The organism is Streptomyces bungoensis, assembly GCF_001514215.1.
Classification (GTDB): Bacteria; Actinomycetota; Actinomycetes; order Streptomycetales; family Streptomycetaceae; genus Streptomyces; species Streptomyces bungoensis.
The window spans coordinates 491,651-509,342 of the sequence record NZ_KQ948853.1; the positions used below are offsets into that span (position 1 = coordinate 491,651).

General features: G+C 71.6%; 15 protein-coding genes, 1 tRNA gene and 1 riboswitch. Of the genes, 12 read left to right on the top strand and 4 right to left on the bottom strand.

What is annotated here, in order from left to right; genetic code table 11:
- Window positions 1-118 precede the first annotated feature (118 nt).
- The 10 genes from AQJ66_RS09800 to AQJ66_RS09845 all read left to right on the top strand — a co-directional run bounded on the left by AQJ66_RS09800 (window position 119) and on the right by AQJ66_RS09845 (window position 11,977).
- Window positions 119-1,201: a nucleoside triphosphate pyrophosphohydrolase gene (locus AQJ66_RS09800; protein ID WP_244162785.1), complete on the top strand. Its 1,083-nt coding sequence runs from the start codon at window positions 119-121 to the stop codon at window positions 1,199-1,201.
- Complete coding sequence (locus tag AQJ66_RS09805) at window positions 1,198-2,487, top strand: cytochrome P450 family protein (protein WP_061919182.1); 1,290 nt, start codon at window positions 1,198-1,200, stop codon at window positions 2,485-2,487. The genes AQJ66_RS09800 and AQJ66_RS09805 overlap by 4 nt, the downstream gene beginning before the upstream one ends.
- A 149-nt stretch (window positions 2,488-2,636) precedes the next feature.
- Window positions 2,637-3,686 (top strand): LysM peptidoglycan-binding domain-containing protein, encoded by a 1,050-nt coding sequence (locus AQJ66_RS09810; RefSeq protein ID WP_061919184.1) that lies wholly within the window; start codon window positions 2,637-2,639, stop codon window positions 3,684-3,686.
- Window positions 3,687-3,868: 182 nt separating this feature from the next.
- A riboswitch (cyclic di-AMP (ydaO/yuaA leader) is annotated at window positions 3,869-4,041 on the top strand.
- A 4-nt stretch (window positions 4,042-4,045) separates the two neighbouring features.
- Window positions 4,046-4,732, top strand: coding sequence for a LysM peptidoglycan-binding domain-containing protein (locus AQJ66_RS09815; protein WP_061919186.1), 687 nt, complete (start codon window positions 4,046-4,048; stop codon window positions 4,730-4,732).
- 268 nt (window positions 4,733-5,000) lie between these two features.
- Window positions 5,001-6,311 carry a phosphopyruvate hydratase gene (eno, locus tag AQJ66_RS09820; protein ID WP_061919188.1) on the top strand — a complete coding sequence of 437 codons (1,311 nt, stop codon included), beginning with the start codon at window positions 5,001-5,003 and terminating at the stop codon, window positions 6,309-6,311.
- Between the two features lie 192 nt (window positions 6,312-6,503).
- Window positions 6,504-6,974 (top strand): FtsB family cell division protein, encoded by a 471-nt coding sequence (locus AQJ66_RS09825; protein WP_061919190.1) that lies wholly within the window; start codon window positions 6,504-6,506, stop codon window positions 6,972-6,974.
- Between the two features lie 29 nt (window positions 6,975-7,003).
- Entirely contained in the window at window positions 7,004-7,609 is a 606-nt protein-coding gene (locus AQJ66_RS09830; RefSeq protein WP_061919192.1) for a DUF501 domain-containing protein, read from the top strand.
- Window positions 7,606-8,559, top strand: a complete 954-nt coding sequence (locus tag AQJ66_RS09835; protein ID WP_061919194.1) for a Ppx/GppA phosphatase family protein — start codon at window positions 7,606-7,608, stop codon at window positions 8,557-8,559. Before AQJ66_RS09830 ends, AQJ66_RS09835 begins: the two co-directional genes overlap by 4 nt.
- A 524-nt stretch (window positions 8,560-9,083) precedes the next feature.
- The gene (locus AQJ66_RS09840) at window positions 9,084-10,463 is read left to right on the top strand and encodes an NAD(P)/FAD-dependent oxidoreductase (protein WP_079060157.1); all 1,380 of its coding nucleotides are present in this window, start codon (window positions 9,084-9,086) and stop codon (window positions 10,461-10,463) included.
- Between the two features lie 224 nt (window positions 10,464-10,687).
- Window positions 10,688-11,977, top strand: coding sequence for a class I SAM-dependent methyltransferase (locus AQJ66_RS09845; RefSeq protein WP_061919198.1), 1,290 nt, complete (start codon window positions 10,688-10,690; stop codon window positions 11,975-11,977).
- Between the two features lie 53 nt (window positions 11,978-12,030).
- Here AQJ66_RS09845 and AQJ66_RS09850 read toward each other — a convergent pair whose 3' ends face one another.
- Together AQJ66_RS09850 and AQJ66_RS09855 are read right to left on the bottom strand one after the other, a co-directional pair.
- Complete coding sequence (locus AQJ66_RS09850) at window positions 12,031-14,559, bottom strand: ABC transporter permease (RefSeq protein WP_061919200.1); 2,529 nt, start codon at window positions 14,557-14,559, stop codon at window positions 12,031-12,033.
- The gene (locus tag AQJ66_RS09855; protein WP_061919203.1) at window positions 14,559-15,329 is read right to left on the bottom strand and encodes an ABC transporter ATP-binding protein; all 771 of its coding nucleotides are present in this window, start codon (window positions 15,327-15,329) and stop codon (window positions 14,559-14,561) included. The genes AQJ66_RS09850 and AQJ66_RS09855 overlap by 1 nt, the downstream gene beginning before the upstream one ends.
- A gap of 393 nt (window positions 15,330-15,722) precedes the next feature.
- On the opposite strand from AQJ66_RS09855, the gene AQJ66_RS09860 reads away from it, so the two are divergent.
- Both AQJ66_RS09860 and AQJ66_RS09865 read left to right on the top strand, forming a co-directional pair.
- A tRNA-Leu gene (locus AQJ66_RS09860) sits at window positions 15,723-15,809 on the top strand.
- 97 nt (window positions 15,810-15,906) lie between these two features.
- Window positions 15,907-16,647: an SDR family NAD(P)-dependent oxidoreductase gene (locus AQJ66_RS09865; RefSeq protein WP_208611321.1), complete on the top strand. Its 741-nt coding sequence runs from the start codon at window positions 15,907-15,909 to the stop codon at window positions 16,645-16,647.
- A 40-nt stretch (window positions 16,648-16,687) separates the two neighbouring features.
- Here the strand turns inward: AQJ66_RS09865 and AQJ66_RS09870 are convergent, their stop codons facing one another.
- Both AQJ66_RS09870 and AQJ66_RS09875 read right to left on the bottom strand, forming a co-directional pair.
- Window positions 16,688-16,939, bottom strand: coding sequence for a hypothetical protein (locus tag AQJ66_RS09870; RefSeq protein ID WP_244162786.1), 252 nt, complete (start codon window positions 16,937-16,939; stop codon window positions 16,688-16,690).
- Between the two features lie 170 nt (window positions 16,940-17,109).
- On the bottom strand, window positions 17,110-17,505 hold the full coding sequence (locus tag AQJ66_RS09875; RefSeq protein ID WP_061919209.1) for a helix-turn-helix domain-containing protein: 396 nt from the start codon (window positions 17,503-17,505) through the stop codon (window positions 17,110-17,112).
- Window positions 17,506-17,692 lie beyond the last annotated feature (187 nt).

The window sequence follows — 17,692 nt, forward strand, 5'->3', positions numbered from 1 at the left end:
GACGCGGCGGCCGGGCTGCGCGGCCGGACAACAGAACGCCGGTCATACGATCACACGCGGCCCCCGCCCCTGTGGACAACCGGTCTCGTCCGCCGGCGCCGTGGGTTACGTTCGGATCGTGAACGCCACCAGCCCCGAACCCGCCGGCCCGGACTCCACCAGCCCGGACCCCGCCGCCCCCGGCCGGATCGTCCTGCTCACCACCAGCCACCGCGTCGCCCCCGGCCTGCTGTCCTGGCCGGCCTGGCAGGCCCTGCGCACGGCCGACACCGTGCTGTGCGCGGACGGCGCGCACCCGCAGCTGCCGTACCTGCGAGAGGCCGCGATAGCCGTGGCCGAGGCGTCCCCCACCGCGCAGGAGCTGGTCGACGCCTGCGCCGGCGGGCGGACGGTGGTGGTCGTGGCCACGGGCGAGGGAGAGCCCGCCCTCACCGACGGCCTGGCCCGCCTCGCCGGCTCCGGCCGGGTCCGGATGCCCGAGCTGGAACTGCTGCCCGCCTCCTACGACCTGCCCGGCGCCCGCCTGCTGGACCTCGTCCAGGTCATGGACCGCATCCGCGCCGAATGCCCGTGGTCCTCCCGCCAGACCCACCAGGGGCTGGCGAAGTACGGCATCGAGGAGGCGTACGAACTGGTCGAGGCGATCGAGACCGGCGACCGCGAGGAACTGCGCGAGGAACTGGGCGACGTGCTGCTGCAGGTCGTCTTCCACTCCCGCATCGCCGAGGAGGACCCCGACGCCCCGTTCTCCGTCGACGACGTGGCCGGCGGCATCGTCGCCAAGCTGATCCACCGCCACCCGCACGTCTTCGGCGAGGAGAAGGCGGAGACCCCGGAGGACGTCAAGGAGCACTGGCTGCGCACCAAGGCCGAGGAGAAGCGGCGCACCTCGGTCACCGAGGGCGTCCCGCTCGGCCAGCCCGGCCTCGCCCTCACCGCCAAGCTGGCGTCCCGCGCCCGGACGGCGGGCCTTCGGGTGCCGCTCCCGCAGGGCGACGGGGTCGGCTACCGGCTGCTGGCCCTGGCGGCGCACGCGGAGGCGGAGGGCGTGGACCCGGAGGCGGCCCTGAGAGCGGCGGCGCGGGCCTACCGGGACGCCATCCTGGAGGCGGAGGGGGCGGCGCCCGGGGCGATAGGCGCGGCCGGCGGCGGCCACCGGGACGCGGAGGCCCACCCGGAGCCGGATACCGTCGAGGAGTGACCGACCAGCCCCCGCCCGACAGCGCCGCCCCCGAGCTCTTCACCTGGGAGTTCGCCGCCGACCCCTACCCCGCCTACGCCTGGCTGCGCGAGCACGCGCCGGTGCGCAGGACGCGGTTGCCCAGCGGGGTCGAGGCCTGGCTGGTCACGCGGTACGCCGACGCCCGGCAGGCGCTCGCCGACCAGCGGCTGAGCAAGGACCCGGCGCACCACGACGAGCCCGCGCACGCCAAGGGCAAGACGGGCATCCCGGGCGAGCGCAAGGCCGAGCTGATGACCCATCTGCTCAACATCGACCCGCCGGACCACACCCGGCTCAGGCGGCTGGTGAGCAAGGCGTTCACGCCCCGCCGGGTCGCCGAGTTCGCGCCGCGCGTCCAGGAGCTGGCCGACGGCCTCATCGACGGCTTCGCGGCCAGGGGATCGGCCGACCTCATCCACGAGTTCGCCTTCCCGCTGCCCATCTACGCCATCTGCGACCTGCTCGGCGTCCCCCGCGAGGACCAGGACGACTTCCGGGACTGGGCGGGCATGATGATCCGCCACGGAGGAGGACCCCGGGGCGGGGTCGCCCGCTCGGTGAAGAAGATGCGCGGCTACCTCGCCGAGCTGATCCACCGCAAGCGCCAGGCCCTGCCCGCCGAGCCCACGCCCGGCGAGGACCTGATCTCCGGTCTCATCCGCGCCTCCGACCACGGCGAGCACCTCACCGAGAACGAGGCCGCCGCCATGGCGTTCATCCTGCTGTTCGCCGGGTTCGAGACGACGGTCAACCTCATCGGCAACGGCACCTACGCCCTGCTCACCCACCCCGGGCAGCGGCACCGGCTGCAGCGGTCCCTGGCCGCCGGCGAGACGGGCCTGCTGGAGACCGGCGTCGAGGAACTCCTGCGCTTCGACGGCCCGGTGGAGCTGGCCACCTGGCGGTTCGCCACCCGGCCGCTCTCCATCGGCGGACAGGACATCGCGCCGGGCGATCCCGTCCTCGTCGTGCTGGCCGCCGCCGACCGGGACCCGGAGCGGTTCGCCGACCCGGACGCCCTGGACCTCAGCCGCCGGGACAACCAGCACCTCGGCTACGGCCACGGCATCCACTACTGCCTCGGCGCCCCGCTCGCCCGTCTGGAGGGCCAGACCGCGCTCGCCACCCTCCTCACCCGGCTGCCCGACCTGCGGCTCGCCGCGGATCCGGCGGAGCTGCGCTGGCGCGGCGGGCTCATCATGCGCGGCCTGCGCACGCTCCCGGTGGAGTTCGCTCCGGCCGGCGAGCGGGCCGTACAACCGTAAACATGACAGGGCTTCAACTCTGTGATCTTCATGTGATCTGCACGGCATGAACTTGTGACAAGTGATCGTCTGCCGATACGTTCACCCATCAGCGCGGCGCCGAGCCCCACCCGCCGCGCCGGTTCTGCTGTCGCACGAAAGGCTTCCGCATGCTCTCCGGGAACGGTCGTCACCGTCGCCCCCGTCAGGCTCCGGCCCTCCTCGTCGCGGCCGGCGTGACCGGCTCCGCCATCGCCATCCCCCTCCTCGGCGCCGCGAGTGCCAACGCGGCCGACGGCACCACGTGGGACAGGGTGGCCGAGTGCGAGAGCGGTGGCTCATGGAGCGCCGACACCGGCAACGGCTACTACGGCGGACTGCAGATATCCCAGGACGACTGGGACAAGTACGGCGGCGCCCAGTACGCCGACACCGCCGACCAGGCCAGCCGCTCGCAGCAGATCTCCATCGCCGAGAAGATCCTGGCCGACCGGGGCACCACCCCCTGGGCCACCTGCGCCCTGACCGCCGGTCTGACCTCCAACTCCGGCTCCGTAGAGGTCGACACGGGTCTCGGCGGCCCGGGTTCCGGCTCCGCGCACTCGGGCACGCAGGACCCGGGCGACCCGGGGACCTCGAACGGGTCCGCCGGCCACTCCGACGCGTCCGGCACGTCCGGCACGTCCGGCACGCCGGATTCGCCCTCCTCATCCGACTCCTCCCCGTCCGGCTCGCCATCCTCGGACCCGGCCGCCACGCCGACTCCGGGCGCGAGCAAGAGTGCCGGACACGGCAAGAGCACAAGTGACCCCAAGTCCGGCAAATCCACCTCGCCGGACTCCGGAGACGTGCAGGACGACGCTTCCCCGAGCACGGACCCTGCGACGGACGACTCGGACAATTCCTGGCAGACCGGCGGCTCTTCGAGTCTGGTCGACACCGGGGCGCTGCTCAGTGGTGGACGTCACCGCGGCGGCAGTGCGGACGAAAGCGTGACAAGCGGTCAGAAGACGGACTCTTCCGGCCGTCACGCGGCCTCCGGTGCGAGCGCCTACACGGTCCGCTCGGGCGACACCCTCGCCTCCATCGCGGACTCCCAGGACGTCGACGGCGGATGGCGCGCGCTCTACGCCGCCAACAAGAGCGCCATCGGAGCCGACCCGAATCACATCAGTGCCGGTCAGACCCTGGAAGTCGGTACCGAAACGGGCGATAAGTAGGCGGAGTTGACGCCCGGATTCGCGCCCGATGTCCGGTTTGGTGAAAGTGTGGGATGAGTCTCAGAAGCCCTGATCGTCTTTGAAATTCCGTCGATCACGTGTCTACGGTCAGGACCGCTCGTCACCACGAGCCCCGGCTTCCGCAACGCCGAATCCTGCCAGCGGTCGCCCGGGAACAGTCGTCGCGTCATGCGCCGTAGGCAGGAGCGGGGGACCCAAGGTAGGCGCCGGGCCCAGCGATTGACGCTGGACCGGCTGGGGGTGAAGCCGCGGCTCGCGAGAGCGAGTGCGCGGCCGGGCAACTCAACCGGCCCGAACCCGACAGCTCACCTCGCAGGCGTCGGTGAGGGGATCGATCCATGCTGTTTTCCGGCAAGGCCAAGCACCGTCGTCCGTCCAAGGCCACCCGCGCCCTCGCGCTCGCCGGTGTCACCGGTGCCGCCGTCGCCGCCCCGCTGATGGCGGCCGGCGACGCCTCCGCCGCCACCGCCTCCCAGTGGGACGCGGTCGCCCAGTGCGAGTCCGGCGGCAACTGGTCCATCAACACCGGCAACGGCTACTACGGCGGCCTGCAGTTCTCCGCCTCCACCTGGGCCGCGTACGGCGGCACCGCGTACGCCGCGCAGGCCAACCAGGCGAGCAAGGCCCAGCAGATAGCCGTCGCCGAGAAGGTGCTCGCCGCCCAGGGCAAGGGCGCCTGGCCGGTGTGCGGCACGGGCCTGTCCAGCACCCCGTACAACGGCACGGCCGCCGCCCCGTCGACGAACACCACGCGCTCCGGCGACCAGCAGGCCGCCTCCCGGTCCGCCAAGCGCCCGTCCGTGAGCAGCAGCAAGACGAGCGGCAGCAAGACCGTCACCACCCCGACCGGCAAGAAGGTCAAGAAGGGCGACGGCGAGTACAAGGTCGTCAAGGGCGACACGCTCAGCACCATCGCCACCAAGCACCACGTCCAGGGCGGCTGGAAGAAGCTGTTCGACCTGAACAAGGACATCGTCCAGACCGCCGACCTCATCTACCCGGGCCAGCAGCTGCACCTGAAGTAAGCGGCCCGGCGGCAAGCGGCCCGCGGGCCGCCCCCGTCCCCACCGCTCCCCGCCCCGGCGCGTGTTCCCCCGTACGCGCCGGGGCGGGGTCATTTGTGTGTGCCCCGTGCAACCACCCTTTGTTCAGTTCGGGAACAATAGGTACCGTCTCCCTGTCCACGGGACGGTCGGTCGGTGGCCGACGCCCCCTGGACGGTTAGGCTCTAGTCGCAAGGCTCCGCCGCAAGGCAGACCGCCCCGCACTTCCAGCGTCACATCCAAGAAGGAGATGCTCGTGCCGTCCATCGACGTCGTCGTAGCCCGGGAAATCCTGGACTCCCGAGGCAACCCCACGGTCGAGGTCGAGGTCGGCCTCGACGACGGCAGCACCGGCCGTGCCGCCGTCCCGTCCGGCGCCTCCACCGGCGCCTTCGAGGCCATCGAGCTCCGTGACGGCGACCCGAACCGCTACCAGGGCAAGGGTGTCGAGAAGGCCGTCCTCGCCGTCATCGAGCAGATCGGCCCGGAGCTGGTCGGGTACGACGCCACCGAGCAGCGCCTGATCGACCAGGCCATGTTCGACCTGGACGCCACCGACAACAAGGGCTCGCTCGGCGCCAACGCCATCCTCGGCGTCTCCCTCGCCGTCGCCCACGCCGCCTCCGAGGCCAGCGACCTGCCGCTGTTCCGCTACCTGGGCGGCCCGAACGCGCACCTGCTGCCGGTGCCGATGATGAACATCCTGAACGGCGGCTCGCACGCCGACTCCAACGTGGACATCCAGGAGTTCATGATCGCCCCGATCGGCGCGGAGTCCTTCTCCGAGGCGCTGCGCTGGGGCACCGAGGTCTACCACACCCTGAAGAAGGTCCTGAAGAGCAAGGGCCTGTCCACCGGCCTCGGCGACGAGGGCGGCTTCGCCCCGAACCTCGGCTCCAACCGCGAGGCCCTCGACCTCATCCTCGAGGCGATCAAGGAGGCCGGCTACACCCCCGGCGAGCAGATCGCCCTGGCGCTCGACGTCGCCGCCTCCGAGTTCTACAAGGACGGCAAGTACCTCTTCGAGGGCAAGGAGCGCTCCGCCGCCGAGATGACCGAGTACTACGAGGAGCTCGTCTCCGCGTACCCGCTCGTCTCCATCGAGGACCCGCTGTTCGAGGACGACTGGGCCGGCTGGAAGGTCATCACCGACAAGCTCGGCGACAAGGTCCAGCTCGTCGGCGACGACCTGTTCGTCACCAACCCCGAGCGCCTCGCCCGCGGCATCGAGGAGGGCGCCGCCAACGCCCTGCTGGTGAAGGTGAACCAGATCGGCTCGCTCACCGAGACGCTGGACGCCGTCGAGCTGGCCCAGCGCAGCGGCTTCAAGTGCATGATGTCCCACCGCTCCGGCGAGACCGAGGACGTCACCATCGCCGACCTGGCCGTCGCCACCAACTGCGGCCAGATCAAGACCGGCGCCCCGGCCCGCTCCGAGCGCGTCGCCAAGTACAACCAGCTGCTGCGCATCGAGGAGATCCTCGACGACGCCGCGGTGTACGCCGGCCGCAGCGCCTTCCCGCGCTTCAAGGGCACGGCGGCCCGCGTCTCCAAGGACTGAGCCATCCCGGGCCACGTCTGAGCCGGTCATACGTACGTCCCCGTACCCGGTCCCGTACCGTGTGCGGGGACGTACGCACGTGGAAGGGGAGGCGGTAAGCCAGATGGCCGTGCTGAACTCTCCCGGGGGCCGGCCCCCGGAACCCCGGCCGACGCAGCCGCCGGCGTCCGTGGCGGGGCGAGGTGGGACGCCGTGAGCGGCCGGGACCGATTCTCCACCGCGACGAGGCTGCGGGCACTGGGCGAGCAGACGGCCGCCCGGGTCTACCGCTCCCAGACCAAGCGGCAGGCCCGCCGCTCCCGCCTCACCGGCCGCGCCGCGCTGCTCGCGCTCGTGCTGTGCTCGCTGATCGTCGCCCTCGCCTACCCGATGCGGCAGTACGTCTCCCAGCGCGCGGAGATCGCCGACCTCCAGCGCCAGCGGGAGCAGGCCCGCAAGCGGGTCGAGGAGCTGCGCGACCTGAAGGCGCGCTGGCAGGACGACGCCTACGCCGAGCAGCAGATCCGGCGCCGGCTGCACTACGTGATGCCCGGCGAGACCGGGTACGTCGTCGTCGACCCCGGCACGGCCAAGCAGTCCCGCACCGACCTCCGGGCCGCCCGCCGGCCCTGGTACGCGAACGTCTGGGACGGCGTCGACAAGTCCGACGCCTCCGACCAGTGAACCCACAGAAAGCCGTAACGAAAGCAGTCATGGAAACGCCCCCGCCGCCCACCGAGCGCACCGAGCCCACCGACGCGGACGTCGAGGCCTTCAAGCAGCAGCTGGGCCGCCCGCCGCGGGGCCTGAGGGCCATCGCGCACCGCTGCCCCTGCGGGCAGCCCGACGTCGTGGAGACGGCGCCCCGGCTGCCCGACGGCACGCCGTTCCCGACGACGTACTACCTGACGTGCCCGCGCGCCGCCTCGGCGATCGGCACGCTGGAGGCCGACGGGGTCATGAAGGAGATGACCGAGCGGCTGCGGACGGACCCGGAGCTGGCCGCCGCCTACCGGGCCGCGCACGAGGACTACGTCCGGCGCCGGGACGAGATCGAGGTCCTGGAGGGCTTCCCGAGCGCGGGCGGCATGCCGGACCGGGTGAAGTGCCTGCACGTGCTGGTCGCCCACTCGCTGGCCGCCGGCCCGGGCGTGAACCCGCTCGGCGACGAGGCGATCGCGATGCTGCCGGAGTGGTGGCGCAAGGGACCGTGCGTGACGCCGTGCGGGCCGCCGACCGGTGAGGGATGGCAGGGGGAGACGACGGAGGACGGCACCGGCCACTTCGCCGCCGGGCCCGTCCGGGAGGACGACCAGTGACGCGTGTCGCCGCCGTCGACTGCGGTACCAACTCCATCCGCCTGCTGGTCGCGGACGCGAACCCGGCGACGGGCGAACTCGTCGAGCTGGACCGCCGGATGACCATCGTGCGGCTCGGCCAGGGCGTCGACCGCACCGGCCGGCTGGCCCCCGAGGCGCTGGAGCGGACCTTCGCCGCCTGCCGCGAGTACGCGGCGGTCATCAAGGAGCACGGCGCCGAGCGGGTCCGCTTCGTCGCCACCTCCGCCTCCCGGGACGCCGAGAACCGGGACGACTTCGTGCGCGGCGTGCTCGGCATCCTCGGCGTCGAGCCGGAGGTCGTCACCGGCGACCAGGAGGCCGAGTTCTCCTTCACCGGCGCCACCACGGAACTCAAGGGACGCGACGACCTCGCCAGGCCCTACCTGGTGGTGGACATCGGCGGCGGCTCCACGGAGTTCGTCGTCGGCGACGACCACGTGCGGGCCGCGCGGTCCGTGGACGTCGGCTGCGTGCGGATGACCGAACGGCACCTGGTGCACGGCGGCAAGGTGAGCGACCCGCCCACCGAGGAGCAGATCGCCGCCATACGGGCCGACATCGAGGCCGCGCTCGACCTCGCCGAGCAGACCGTCCCGCTGCGCGAGGCCCGCACCCTGGTCGGCCTCGCCGGCTCGGTCACCACCGTCTCCGCGATCGCCCAGGACCTGCCGGAGTACGACTCGACGCGCATCCACCACTCCCGCATCTCCCACGACCGGGTCCGCGAGATCACCAGTGCGCTGCTCCACTCCACCCACGCCGAGCGCGCGGCCATCCCGTCGATGCACCCCGGCCGCGTCGACGTCATCGGCGCGGGCGCCCTCGTCCTCCAGGCGATCATGGAGCGCGTCGGCGCGGAGGAGGTCGTCGTCAGCGAGCACGACATCCTCGACGGCATCGCCTTCGCGGCGGCGGCGGAAGCCGGGTAGGACGCGTGACGGCCCCGGCGCCTCCTGGTGAGGAGCCGGGGCCGCGACCGTCGGGACCGGCGTGACCGCGGTCTCAATCCGGCCTGTTTGCTACTGATCGGTAGCCTCTGTTGAGCAGGTTGGATAACGTGTGAGCGAGGTGCTCGGCCACCCCGCGGGCCCTCCGGCACCACCCTGCCGGGAAAGTTCGTGAAGTTCTTCACAAGAGATTGGTGTCCCGGCGTCACGGAAACAGGGCCCAATGGCCCTTCCGGGGGCTCGGCAGTCGTTTGAACATGTTCAGACGGGGTGTGCACGACGCCCCTCGAAGCTGGTGCTCCGGCCGTGTCGCGGGAACCTCACACCCGCCCCGCTCGGCCAGAGAAGCAGCTCACGCGCCCTTGACAACGGGTCGAACCACCCGGGAGCCCCCCTCCCGGACCACGATCCCGGTCAAGCGGGCCGCGGAGTTTAGCACAGGGGCTGCCCGAGCTTGTGAAGGGGCGCACGAGCACCCCCCCGGACGCGGGTGGATACTCGATGCCATGAGCACCACGGAGCGTCCCAGGATCCTCGTAGTAGGCGGTGGGTACGTAGGCCTGTACGCAGCTCGGCGCATCCTCAAGAAGATGCGCTACGGCGAGGCGACCGTCACGGTCGTCGACCCCCGGTCGTACATGACCTACCAGCCCTTCCTCCCCGAAGCCGCCGCCGGCAGCATCTCCCCTCGCCACGTCGTCGTCCCGCTGCGACGCGTACTGCCGAAGGCGGAGGTCCTCACCGGCCGGGTCACCACCATCGACCAGGACCGCAAGGTCGCCACGATCGCCCCCCTCGTGGGCGAGGCGTACGAGCTGCCGTTCGACTACCTGGTCATCGCGATGGGCGCGGTCTCCCGCACCTTCCCGATCCCCGGCCTCGCCGAGCAGGGCATCGGCATGAAGGGCATCGAGGAGTCCATCGGCCTGCGCAACCACGTCCTGGAGCAGCTGGACAAGGCCGACTCCACGACCGACGAGGAGATCCGCCGCAAGGCGCTCACCTTCGTCTTCATCGGCGGTGGCTTCGCCGGCGCCGAGACCATCGGCGAGGTCGAGGACATGGCCCGGGACGCGGCCAAGTACTACAAGAACGTCTCCCGCGACGACATGCGGTTCGTCCTCGTCGACGCCGCCGACAAGATCCTGCCCGAGGTCGGCCCCAAGCTCGGCCAGTACGGCAAGGAGCACCTGGAGAGCCGCGGCGTGGAGGTCTACCTCTCCACCTCCATGGACTCCTGCGTCGACGGCCACGTCGTGCTGAAGAACGGGCTCGAGGTCGACTCCAACACCATCGTGTGGACCGCCGGCGTCAAGCCGAACCCGGCCCTCGCCCGCTTCGGACTGCCCCTCGGCCCGCGCGGCCACGTCGACTGCGAGCCCACGCTCCAGGTCAAGGGCACCGACTACATCTGGGCCGCCGGCGACAACGCCCAGGTCCCGGACCTCGTCGGCCGCAAGGCCGGTAACGAGAACGCCTGGTGCCCGCCCAACGCCCAGCACGCGCTGCGCCAGGCCCGGGTGCTCGGCGACAACGTGATCTCCGGCATGCGGGGCTTCCCGCAGAAGGAGTACGAGCACGCCAACAAGGGTGCGGTCGCCGGTCTCGGCCTGCACAAGGGCGTGGCGATGATCGTCATGGGCAAGATGAAGATCAAGCTCAAGGGCCGCCTCGCCTGGTACATGCACCGTGGCTACCACGGCCTGGCGATGCCGACCTGGAACCGCAAGATCCGCGTCTTCGCCGACTGGACCCTCGCCATGTTCCTCAAGCGCGAGGTCGTCTCCCTCGGCGCCATGGAGAACCCGCGCGAGGAGTTCTACGAGGCCGCCAAGCCGGCCCCGGTCGCCGCCGCCAAGACCGAGGAGAAGGCCAAGGCCTCCTGACCTCGGGTCACCGGAACACCCCGAAGGGGCCGCCCGCCATCCGTGGTGCGGGCGGCCCCTTCGGCGTGCCCGGCCGGGTGCGCGCCGCCCGGAGTGCGCGAGGCGTGCGCCGCACCCCTCCGAATGGTTTGCCGGACCGTGACGCGCGTGGGGGACTGCCACCCGGCCGCGCAGGTGTTTACGTGGTGACAGATCCGGGATCACTCGTCACGGAGGTGTGCACCATGGCCGAAGCCGCGCCGCGGCTCACGAGACTGCTCGAACAGTTGCTGGGTGTCCCACTGCCGGTGCGCATCCGCGCCTGGGACGGTTCGCAGGCGGGGCCGCCCGGGGCACCGCTGCTGGTCGTACGCAACCGCCGCGCGCTGCGGCGGTTGCTCTTCAAGCCGGGTGAACTGGGCCTGGCCCGCGCCTGGGTCGCCGGGGACCTGACCGTCGAGGGGGACCTCTACGCCGCCCTCGAGCTGATGTCCGGCCTGGTCTGGGAGCGCGGCGACGACGCCCGCGGCCTGCTGCAGACCCTGCGCGACCCGGAGGCCCGCTCCGCCGCCGTCGGCCTGCTGAGACTGGCCGGACCGCCGCTGCCGCCCGCCCCGCCCCCGGAGGAGGTGCGCCGCACCGGCCACCTGCACACCCGGCGCAGCGACAGACGGGCCATCAGCCACCACTACGACGTCGGCAACGACTTCTACGAACTCGTCCTCGGCCCGTCGATGGTCTACTCGTGCGCCTACTGGGAGCCGGACGGCACCCTGGAGACCGCCCAGCGCGACAAGCTCGAACTGGTCAGCCGCAAACTCGGCCTGAGGCCCGGCCTGCGCCTGCTGGACGTCGGCTGCGGCTGGGGCTCCATGGCCGTCCACGCGGCCCGCGAGCACGGCGTGGGCGTCGTCGGGATCACCCTCTCCCAGGAACAGGCCGCCTACGCCCGCAAGCGCGTCGCCGACGAGGGCCTGACCGACCTCGTGGAGATCCGCGTCCAGGACTACCGGGACGTCACCGACGGCCCCTACGACGCGATCTCCTCCATCGGCATGGCCGAACACGTCGGCGCCGAACGCTACCTGGAGTACGCGCGCACCCTCCACGGCCTGCTGGGGCCCGGCGGACGGCTGCTCAACCACCAGATCGCGCGCCGCCCCGAGCGCGACGAGTCGTCGTACGAGGTGGACGCGTTCATCGACGCCTACGTCTTCCCCGACGGCGAACTCGCCCCCCTCGGCACCACCGTCACCCAGCTCGAGCGGGCCGGGTTCGAGGTGCGGGACGTGGAGTCGCTGCGCGAGCACTACGCCCGCACCCTGCGCCGCTGGGTCGCCAACCTGGAGGCCGGCTGGGACCGCGCGGTGCGGCTGACCAGCCCCGGCCGCGCCCGGGTCTGGCGGCTGTACATGGCCGCCTGCGCGCTCTCCTTCGAGCGCAACCGCATCGGCGTCAACCAGGTCCTCGCCGTCCGCACCCCCGACCCCGGCACCTCCGGGCTGCCGCTGCGGGCCCGCACCTGGACCGCCTGACCGCACGAAGGGCCCCGTTCCGCTCGGGAACGGGGCCCTCACGGGTCGTACGGCTACTCGGCCTTGATCGCGCTCAGCATGTTCAGCCGGGCCGCGCGCCGGGCCGGCCACAGCGCGGCCAGCACGCCGACCACCGCCGCCAGCAGCAGGAAGAGCGCCATCCGGCCCCAGGGCAGGACCAGTTCGTACGTCGCCATCTTCGTGCCCAGCAGCTCACCGGCCGCCCAGCCGAAGAACACCCCGAGGCCGATGCCCAGCACCCCGCCGAACAGGGAGATCACCAGCGACTCCAGGCGGACCATCCGCTTGACCGACCTGCGGTCCAGGCCGATCGCGCGGAGCATGCCGATCTCCTGCGAGCGCTCGAACACCGACATGGCCAGGGTGTTGATGACGCCGAGGACCGCGACGATCACCGCCATGCCGAGCAGGCCGTAGACCATGTTCAGCATCAGCGTGAACATCTTCGCGATGTCCTGGGAGATGTCCTGCTTGTCCTGCACCCGGACGGCCGGGTTGTTCCCCAGCACCTTCTCCAGCCGGTCCTTCGTCGCGCCGGACGCGCCGCCGGACGTCCGGACCATGACCTGCATGTCGGCCGGGTCGCGCAGGTGGGGGGTGAGCACGGCGTCGTCGAGGATGATCCCGCTGATCAGGTCGTTGCCCTCGTAGACGCCGGCGACGGTGAGCGTGCGCGCCCTGCCGTCCTCGAAGTGGGCGGTGAACCGCGAACCGGGCTTCCAGCCGTGCGACTTCGCGCGGTCCTTGTCGACCACGACCTGCGTGCCGGCCACCGTGAAGGACCCGTCGTCCACCTTCAGGTCCGTCAGCTTGCCGATGGCCGAGCCGTCGACGCCGGTGAGGAACTCCGTCTCGCCGCCGATGCGGGACTCGCCGTTGCGCAAGGGGCTGCTGGCGGTCACGCCGTCGGCGGCGGCGAGCTTCCGCGCCACGTCGGGGGAGAGCGGGGAGCGGTTGGCCATCGACACCACGTAGTCCGCGCGGATCGAGGCACTGGCCATCTTGTCGATGGACGTCTGCAGACTGCCCGCCATCACGGTCATGCCGGTGATCAGGGTCAGGCCGATCATCAGCGCGGACGCCGTGGCCGCCGTACGGCGCGGGTTGCGCACCGAGTTCTGGCGGGCCAGCTTGCCCGAGACCCCGAACAGGCGCAGCACCGGCGCGGCGGCCGCGACCAGCGGACGCGACAGCAGCGGGGTCAGCACGAACACGCCGATGATCAGCAGGACGGCCCCCAGGCCCATCGGCGCCTGGGCGGAGTCGGCGTCCATCGAGGTGGCCGCGAGGACCACCGCGACACCGGCCGCCGAGAACAGCGCGCCCAGCGTGTTGCGCAGCACCAGCGACTTGGTGCTCGCCTTGGCGTGCACGCTGCTCATCGCCGCCACCGGCGGGATCTTCGCGGCCCGGCGGCCGGGCAGCCAGGCGGCGAGCACGGTGACGACGACGCCGACGGCGAGGGCCGTCGCCACGGTGCCCGGCGTGACCACCAGCGGCCCGTCGGGCACGCTCGCGCCGAAGGAGCCCAGCAGGCCGCGCAGTCCCGCGCCGATGCCGACACCGGCGGCGAGCCCGGTCACCCCGGCGACCGTGCCGACGACGAGCGCCTCGATCAGCACCGACCGGGTGACCTGCCGGCGGGAGGCGCCCACCGCCCGCAGCAGCGCCAGTTCCCTGGTGCGCTGGGCGACCAGCATGGTGAAGGTGTTGGCGATGATGAACGTGCCGACGAACAGGGCGATGCCGGCGAACACCAGCAGGCTCTGCCGCATGCCGCTCATCGACGAGGAGATCATCTCGGCCTGGTCGTCGGCGAGCCGCTTGCCGGTGGTGGTCTCCACGAGGCGGGACGGCAGGGCCCGGTCGAGCGCCGACTTGAGCGCGGTCTGGCTGGTTCCCGGCGCCGCCTTCACGTCGATCTCGTCGTAGGTGCCCTTCTTGCCGAACAGGGCCTGCGCGGTCGGGGTGTCGAACAGGGCGAGGCTGCCGCCCGCGGCCACGTTGCCGTCGTCGGTGGTGAAGATGCCGGCGATCACCGGCTTCAGCACCGGGCCGTCGACGGAGAGGCGCACGGTGTCGCCGACCTGGTAGCCGGCCCGCTCGGCGGTCCTCGAGTCGATCAGCACCTCGCCCCGGCCGTGCGGGGCGTGGCCCCGGGCCAGCGGGTAGCGGGCGTCCTCGGTGCCCCAGTAGTTGCCGCCCTCGGACTGCCAGCCGCTGCCGACCAGCTTGCCGTCCTTGCCGGCGATCGCGGTGAACCCGGTGACGACCCCGGTGGCGGAGGCGGCGCCGGGGACCTCGGCGGCCTTGTCCAGCATGGCCCGGGTCAGCTCGGCGCTCCGGCCGACCTTGTCGCCCCTGGAGTCCTGGTACTTGGCCCGGACGGCCACGTCGACCTGGTCGAAGCCCTTGGCGGAGCTCTTCTGGTAGGCGTCGGAGATGGTGTTGGTGAAGACCAGCGTGCCGGAGACGAACGCCACGCCGAGCATGACGGCGAGCACGGTCATCAGCAGCCGGGCCTTGTGCGCGGCCACGTTGCGCAGGGCGGTGCGGAACATCAGGAGGTACGGCCCTTCGCGTCGAACTGCTTCATCAGGTCCAGGACCGAGTCCTGGGTGGGGCCGTGCATCTCGTCGACGATCCGCCCGTCGGCGAGGAAGACGACCCGGTCCGCGTAGGCCGCGGCCACCGGGTCGTGGGTCACCATGACGACGGTCTGGCCCAGCTCCCGCACGGAGTTGCGCAGGAAGCCCAGCACCTCGGCGCCGGAGCGCGAGTCGAGGTTCCCGGTCGGCTCGTCACCGAAGATGATCTCGGGCTTCGCGGCGAGCGCGCGGGCGACGGCGACCCGCTGCTGCTGGCCGCCGGACAGCTGGGACGGCCGGTGGCTGAGTCGCCCGGACAGCCCGACCATCTGGATGACCTGATCCAGCCACGCCTTGTCGGCCTTGCGGCCCGCGATGTCCATCGGGAGGGTGATGTTCTCCAGCGCCGTCAGCGTCGGCAGCAGGTTGAACGCCTGGAAGATGAACCCGATCTTGTCCCGGCGCAACTTGGTCAGCTGCTTGTCCTTCAGGGAGCCCAGCTCGGTCTCGCCGATCCGCACGGACCCGGAGGAGAAGCTGTCCAGCCCGGCCACGCAGTGCATCAGCGTGGACTTGCCGGAACCGGACGGTCCCATGATCGCGGTGAACTCGGCCTGCCGGAAGTCGACCGAGACCCGGTCCAGGGCGACCACCCGGGTCTCGCCCTGCCCGTAGATCTTGGACAGCTCGGTGGCGCGTGCGGCCACGCCGGTGGTCCGGCCGGCGGTGGGTGTGGTGGTCACGGGAGGGTGCTCCTGTCGGGACGGCGGGTACGTCATGGGGACGCACCCATCGTCCCGGCCGCGTCCGCCCCTGTAGTCAGTCGCTGTTCCGGTTCCGGAGGGCGACTGCGGTCGGACGGGACCGGCCCGCGTCATACCTGGGGAGGACGGGCGACCCCGAGACCGGTGTGGCCGGAACAGGTGGGACACCCTCGTTCGGTAGGTGAAATCTCGTCATTCCCCGTACGCGCGCACCCACGTCCCGTCACGCTATTGGCAAGTGCGGATGGGACGTTCCATGGTCTGATGCACCCTCAGACGTCAATAAAATAAGACAACATCGGGTCATCCCGTCCCCTGTCCGAGGGATGCGTCCCGATAGGCTCGGACTGCTCGAAGCGGAGCCCAAGGCCTGCCCGGATGGTGGAATGCAGACACGGCGAGCTTAAACCTCGCTGCCCCTTCGCGGGCGTGCCGGTTCAAGTCCGGCTCCGGGCACCACCACGTCTGCGACGCGGGGCACGGGTCACCTCGGGTGCCGAACGCCAGGTCGCGTTCCCGCCGGTTCTCGGCGCCGGTCCCCACCATGCTCGACGTCATGAACCGATTCGAGGGAAACACGGCTCTGGTCACGGGCGGCAGCCGGGGCATCGGTGCCGCCGTGGCGTTACGGCTGGCCGAAGAGGGCGCCGACGTCGTCCTGACCTACGAGAAGAGCGCGGAACGCGCTGCCGACGTGGTGGAGCGGATCAGGGCCGAGGGGCGCCGGGCACACGCCGTCCAAGCCGACGGCGCGGTCCCCGAGGCACTCACCGCCGCGGTGGACGAGGCGGGCGCGATGTTCGGCAGGCTCGACATCCTGGTCAACAACGCCGCCGTCTTCCTCATCGGCCCGCTCGACGACCTGGGCCCGGCCGAGATCGATCGCACCCTGGCGGTGAACGTCCGGGCGCCGTTCGCCGCGTCCCAGGCCGCCGTGCGCCATATGGACCGGGGCGGCCGCATCATCAGCATCGGCAGCAACGTCGCCGAGCGCGCGGTCTTCCCCGGACTGGCGCTGTACGCGATGAGCAAGACGGCTCTGGCCGGCATGACCAGGGGCCTGGCCCGGGAACTCGGCCCCCGCGGCATCACCGTCAACCTGGTGCACCCCGGCCCCACCGACACGGACACCAACCCCGCCGACGGGCCGAACGCCGAGGCGATCGCCGGCTTCACCGCCGTCGGCCGCTATGCGGAGGCCTCCGAGATCGCGGCCACCGTCGCCCACCTGGCGAGTGCGGAAGGCGCGTACATCACCGGAGCCTCGATCCATGTCGACGGGGGCTTCACGGCCTGATCAGGTGTCAGTTCACGGCTGACCCCGTCGCGGGCACCGCTCACCCCTCGTACACCGTGAGCACCGCACCCCCCACCTCGACCCGCCGCCCCGCGCTCATGCCGTTGCGGCGCAGGGTCTGCAGGCAGGTGTGGAACAGGGTCAGCTCCTGAGCGTCCAGGATCGCGGCGGCCAGGTCCAGCAGTTCGGTGACCGCCTGCTCGGTGAGCACCTCGGGCAGCTCGCCGGAGAGCAGGACCATCGATTCACCGGCGGGCCCCCGGACCACCGCCGTGGTCGGTCCGCCATGCACGAACAACACGTTCCCCCCAAGAGCCCGGGGTGGTCTTACGGCTCTCGTTCCTCGGGCAGGACGAGAGACTAGCGGGGGATCTCTGCGGTTTCGGGTGGGTGTGAAATCTTTTTCCGTGTTGACGGAAGTGGCACGTATCCAGGGCCGAAGGTGCGTCGGGCGATCGCTCGTCACGTGTCCGCGGAGCGGCCCAGCAGGGACTCCACCAGGGCGGCGACGTGCCGGCGGTCGTCGGCGGAGAGTTTCTCAACGCTCGCGATGAGCAGGTCCACCTCGGGGTCGGCGCTCCGGGGAGCCGCCGCGTCGGCCTCCGGGCCGGCCGGGGTGCCGTACACGTGGATGCCGCAGGCCTCCGCCGCGGCGCGCCGGACGGTGTCCAGCGGCAGTTCCAGGCCCTTGGCCAGACCCTCCAGCGTGGTCGCCTGGGGCATGCGGACGACCCGGTCGGTGGTGGCCAGGTGGTGCACGGTGGAGCGGGGGACGCCGCCCCGGCGCGCCACGTCGCCGTAGGACCAGCCGTTGCGATCGAGGCGCTCGCGGATCAACTGCTGCAGTGCGTTGGCCACCGTTGGTCACTTCCTGCTCGCCGCTCGCCGGACCTCCGTCGGAGGGATTCTACGGGCGGGTAGGCGCTGGGCCGAAAGGGTGATTCACGGAACGGGTTGCGCGGAGGCGCTCCGAGGCCCTAGTGTCCAATCTCGTTGGACAGCTCGTCCGACCAAGTTGGACAGAGTCCGGGGGGAACCTGACTCG

What these genes read in the sequence shown, in the direction of transcription:
- AQJ66_RS09810 (WP_061919184.1), top strand. Translation starts at nt 2,637, where the DNA reads ATGCTCTCCGGGAACGGTCGTCACCGTCGCCCCCGTCAGGCTCCGGCC.
- AQJ66_RS09815 (WP_061919186.1), top strand. Translation starts at nt 4,046, where the DNA reads ATGCTGTTTTCCGGCAAGGCCAAGCACCGTCGTCCGTCCAAGGCCACC.
- eno (WP_061919188.1), top strand. Translation starts at nt 5,001, where the DNA reads ATGCTCGTGCCGTCCATCGACGTCGTCGTAGCCCGGGAAATCCTGGAC.
- AQJ66_RS09830 (WP_061919192.1), top strand. Translation starts at nt 7,004, where the DNA reads ATGGAAACGCCCCCGCCGCCCACCGAGCGCACCGAGCCCACCGACGCG.
- AQJ66_RS09840 (WP_079060157.1), top strand. Translation starts at nt 9,084, where the DNA reads ATGAGCACCACGGAGCGTCCCAGGATCCTCGTAGTAGGCGGTGGGTAC.
- AQJ66_RS09845 (WP_061919198.1), top strand. Translation starts at nt 10,688, where the DNA reads ATGGCCGAAGCCGCGCCGCGGCTCACGAGACTGCTCGAACAGTTGCTG.
- AQJ66_RS09850 (WP_061919200.1), bottom strand. Translation starts at nt 14,559, where the DNA reads ATGTTCCGCACCGCCCTGCGCAACGTGGCCGCGCACAAGGCCCGGCTG.
- AQJ66_RS09865 (WP_208611321.1), top strand. Translation starts at nt 15,907, where the DNA reads ATGAACCGATTCGAGGGAAACACGGCTCTGGTCACGGGCGGCAGCCGG.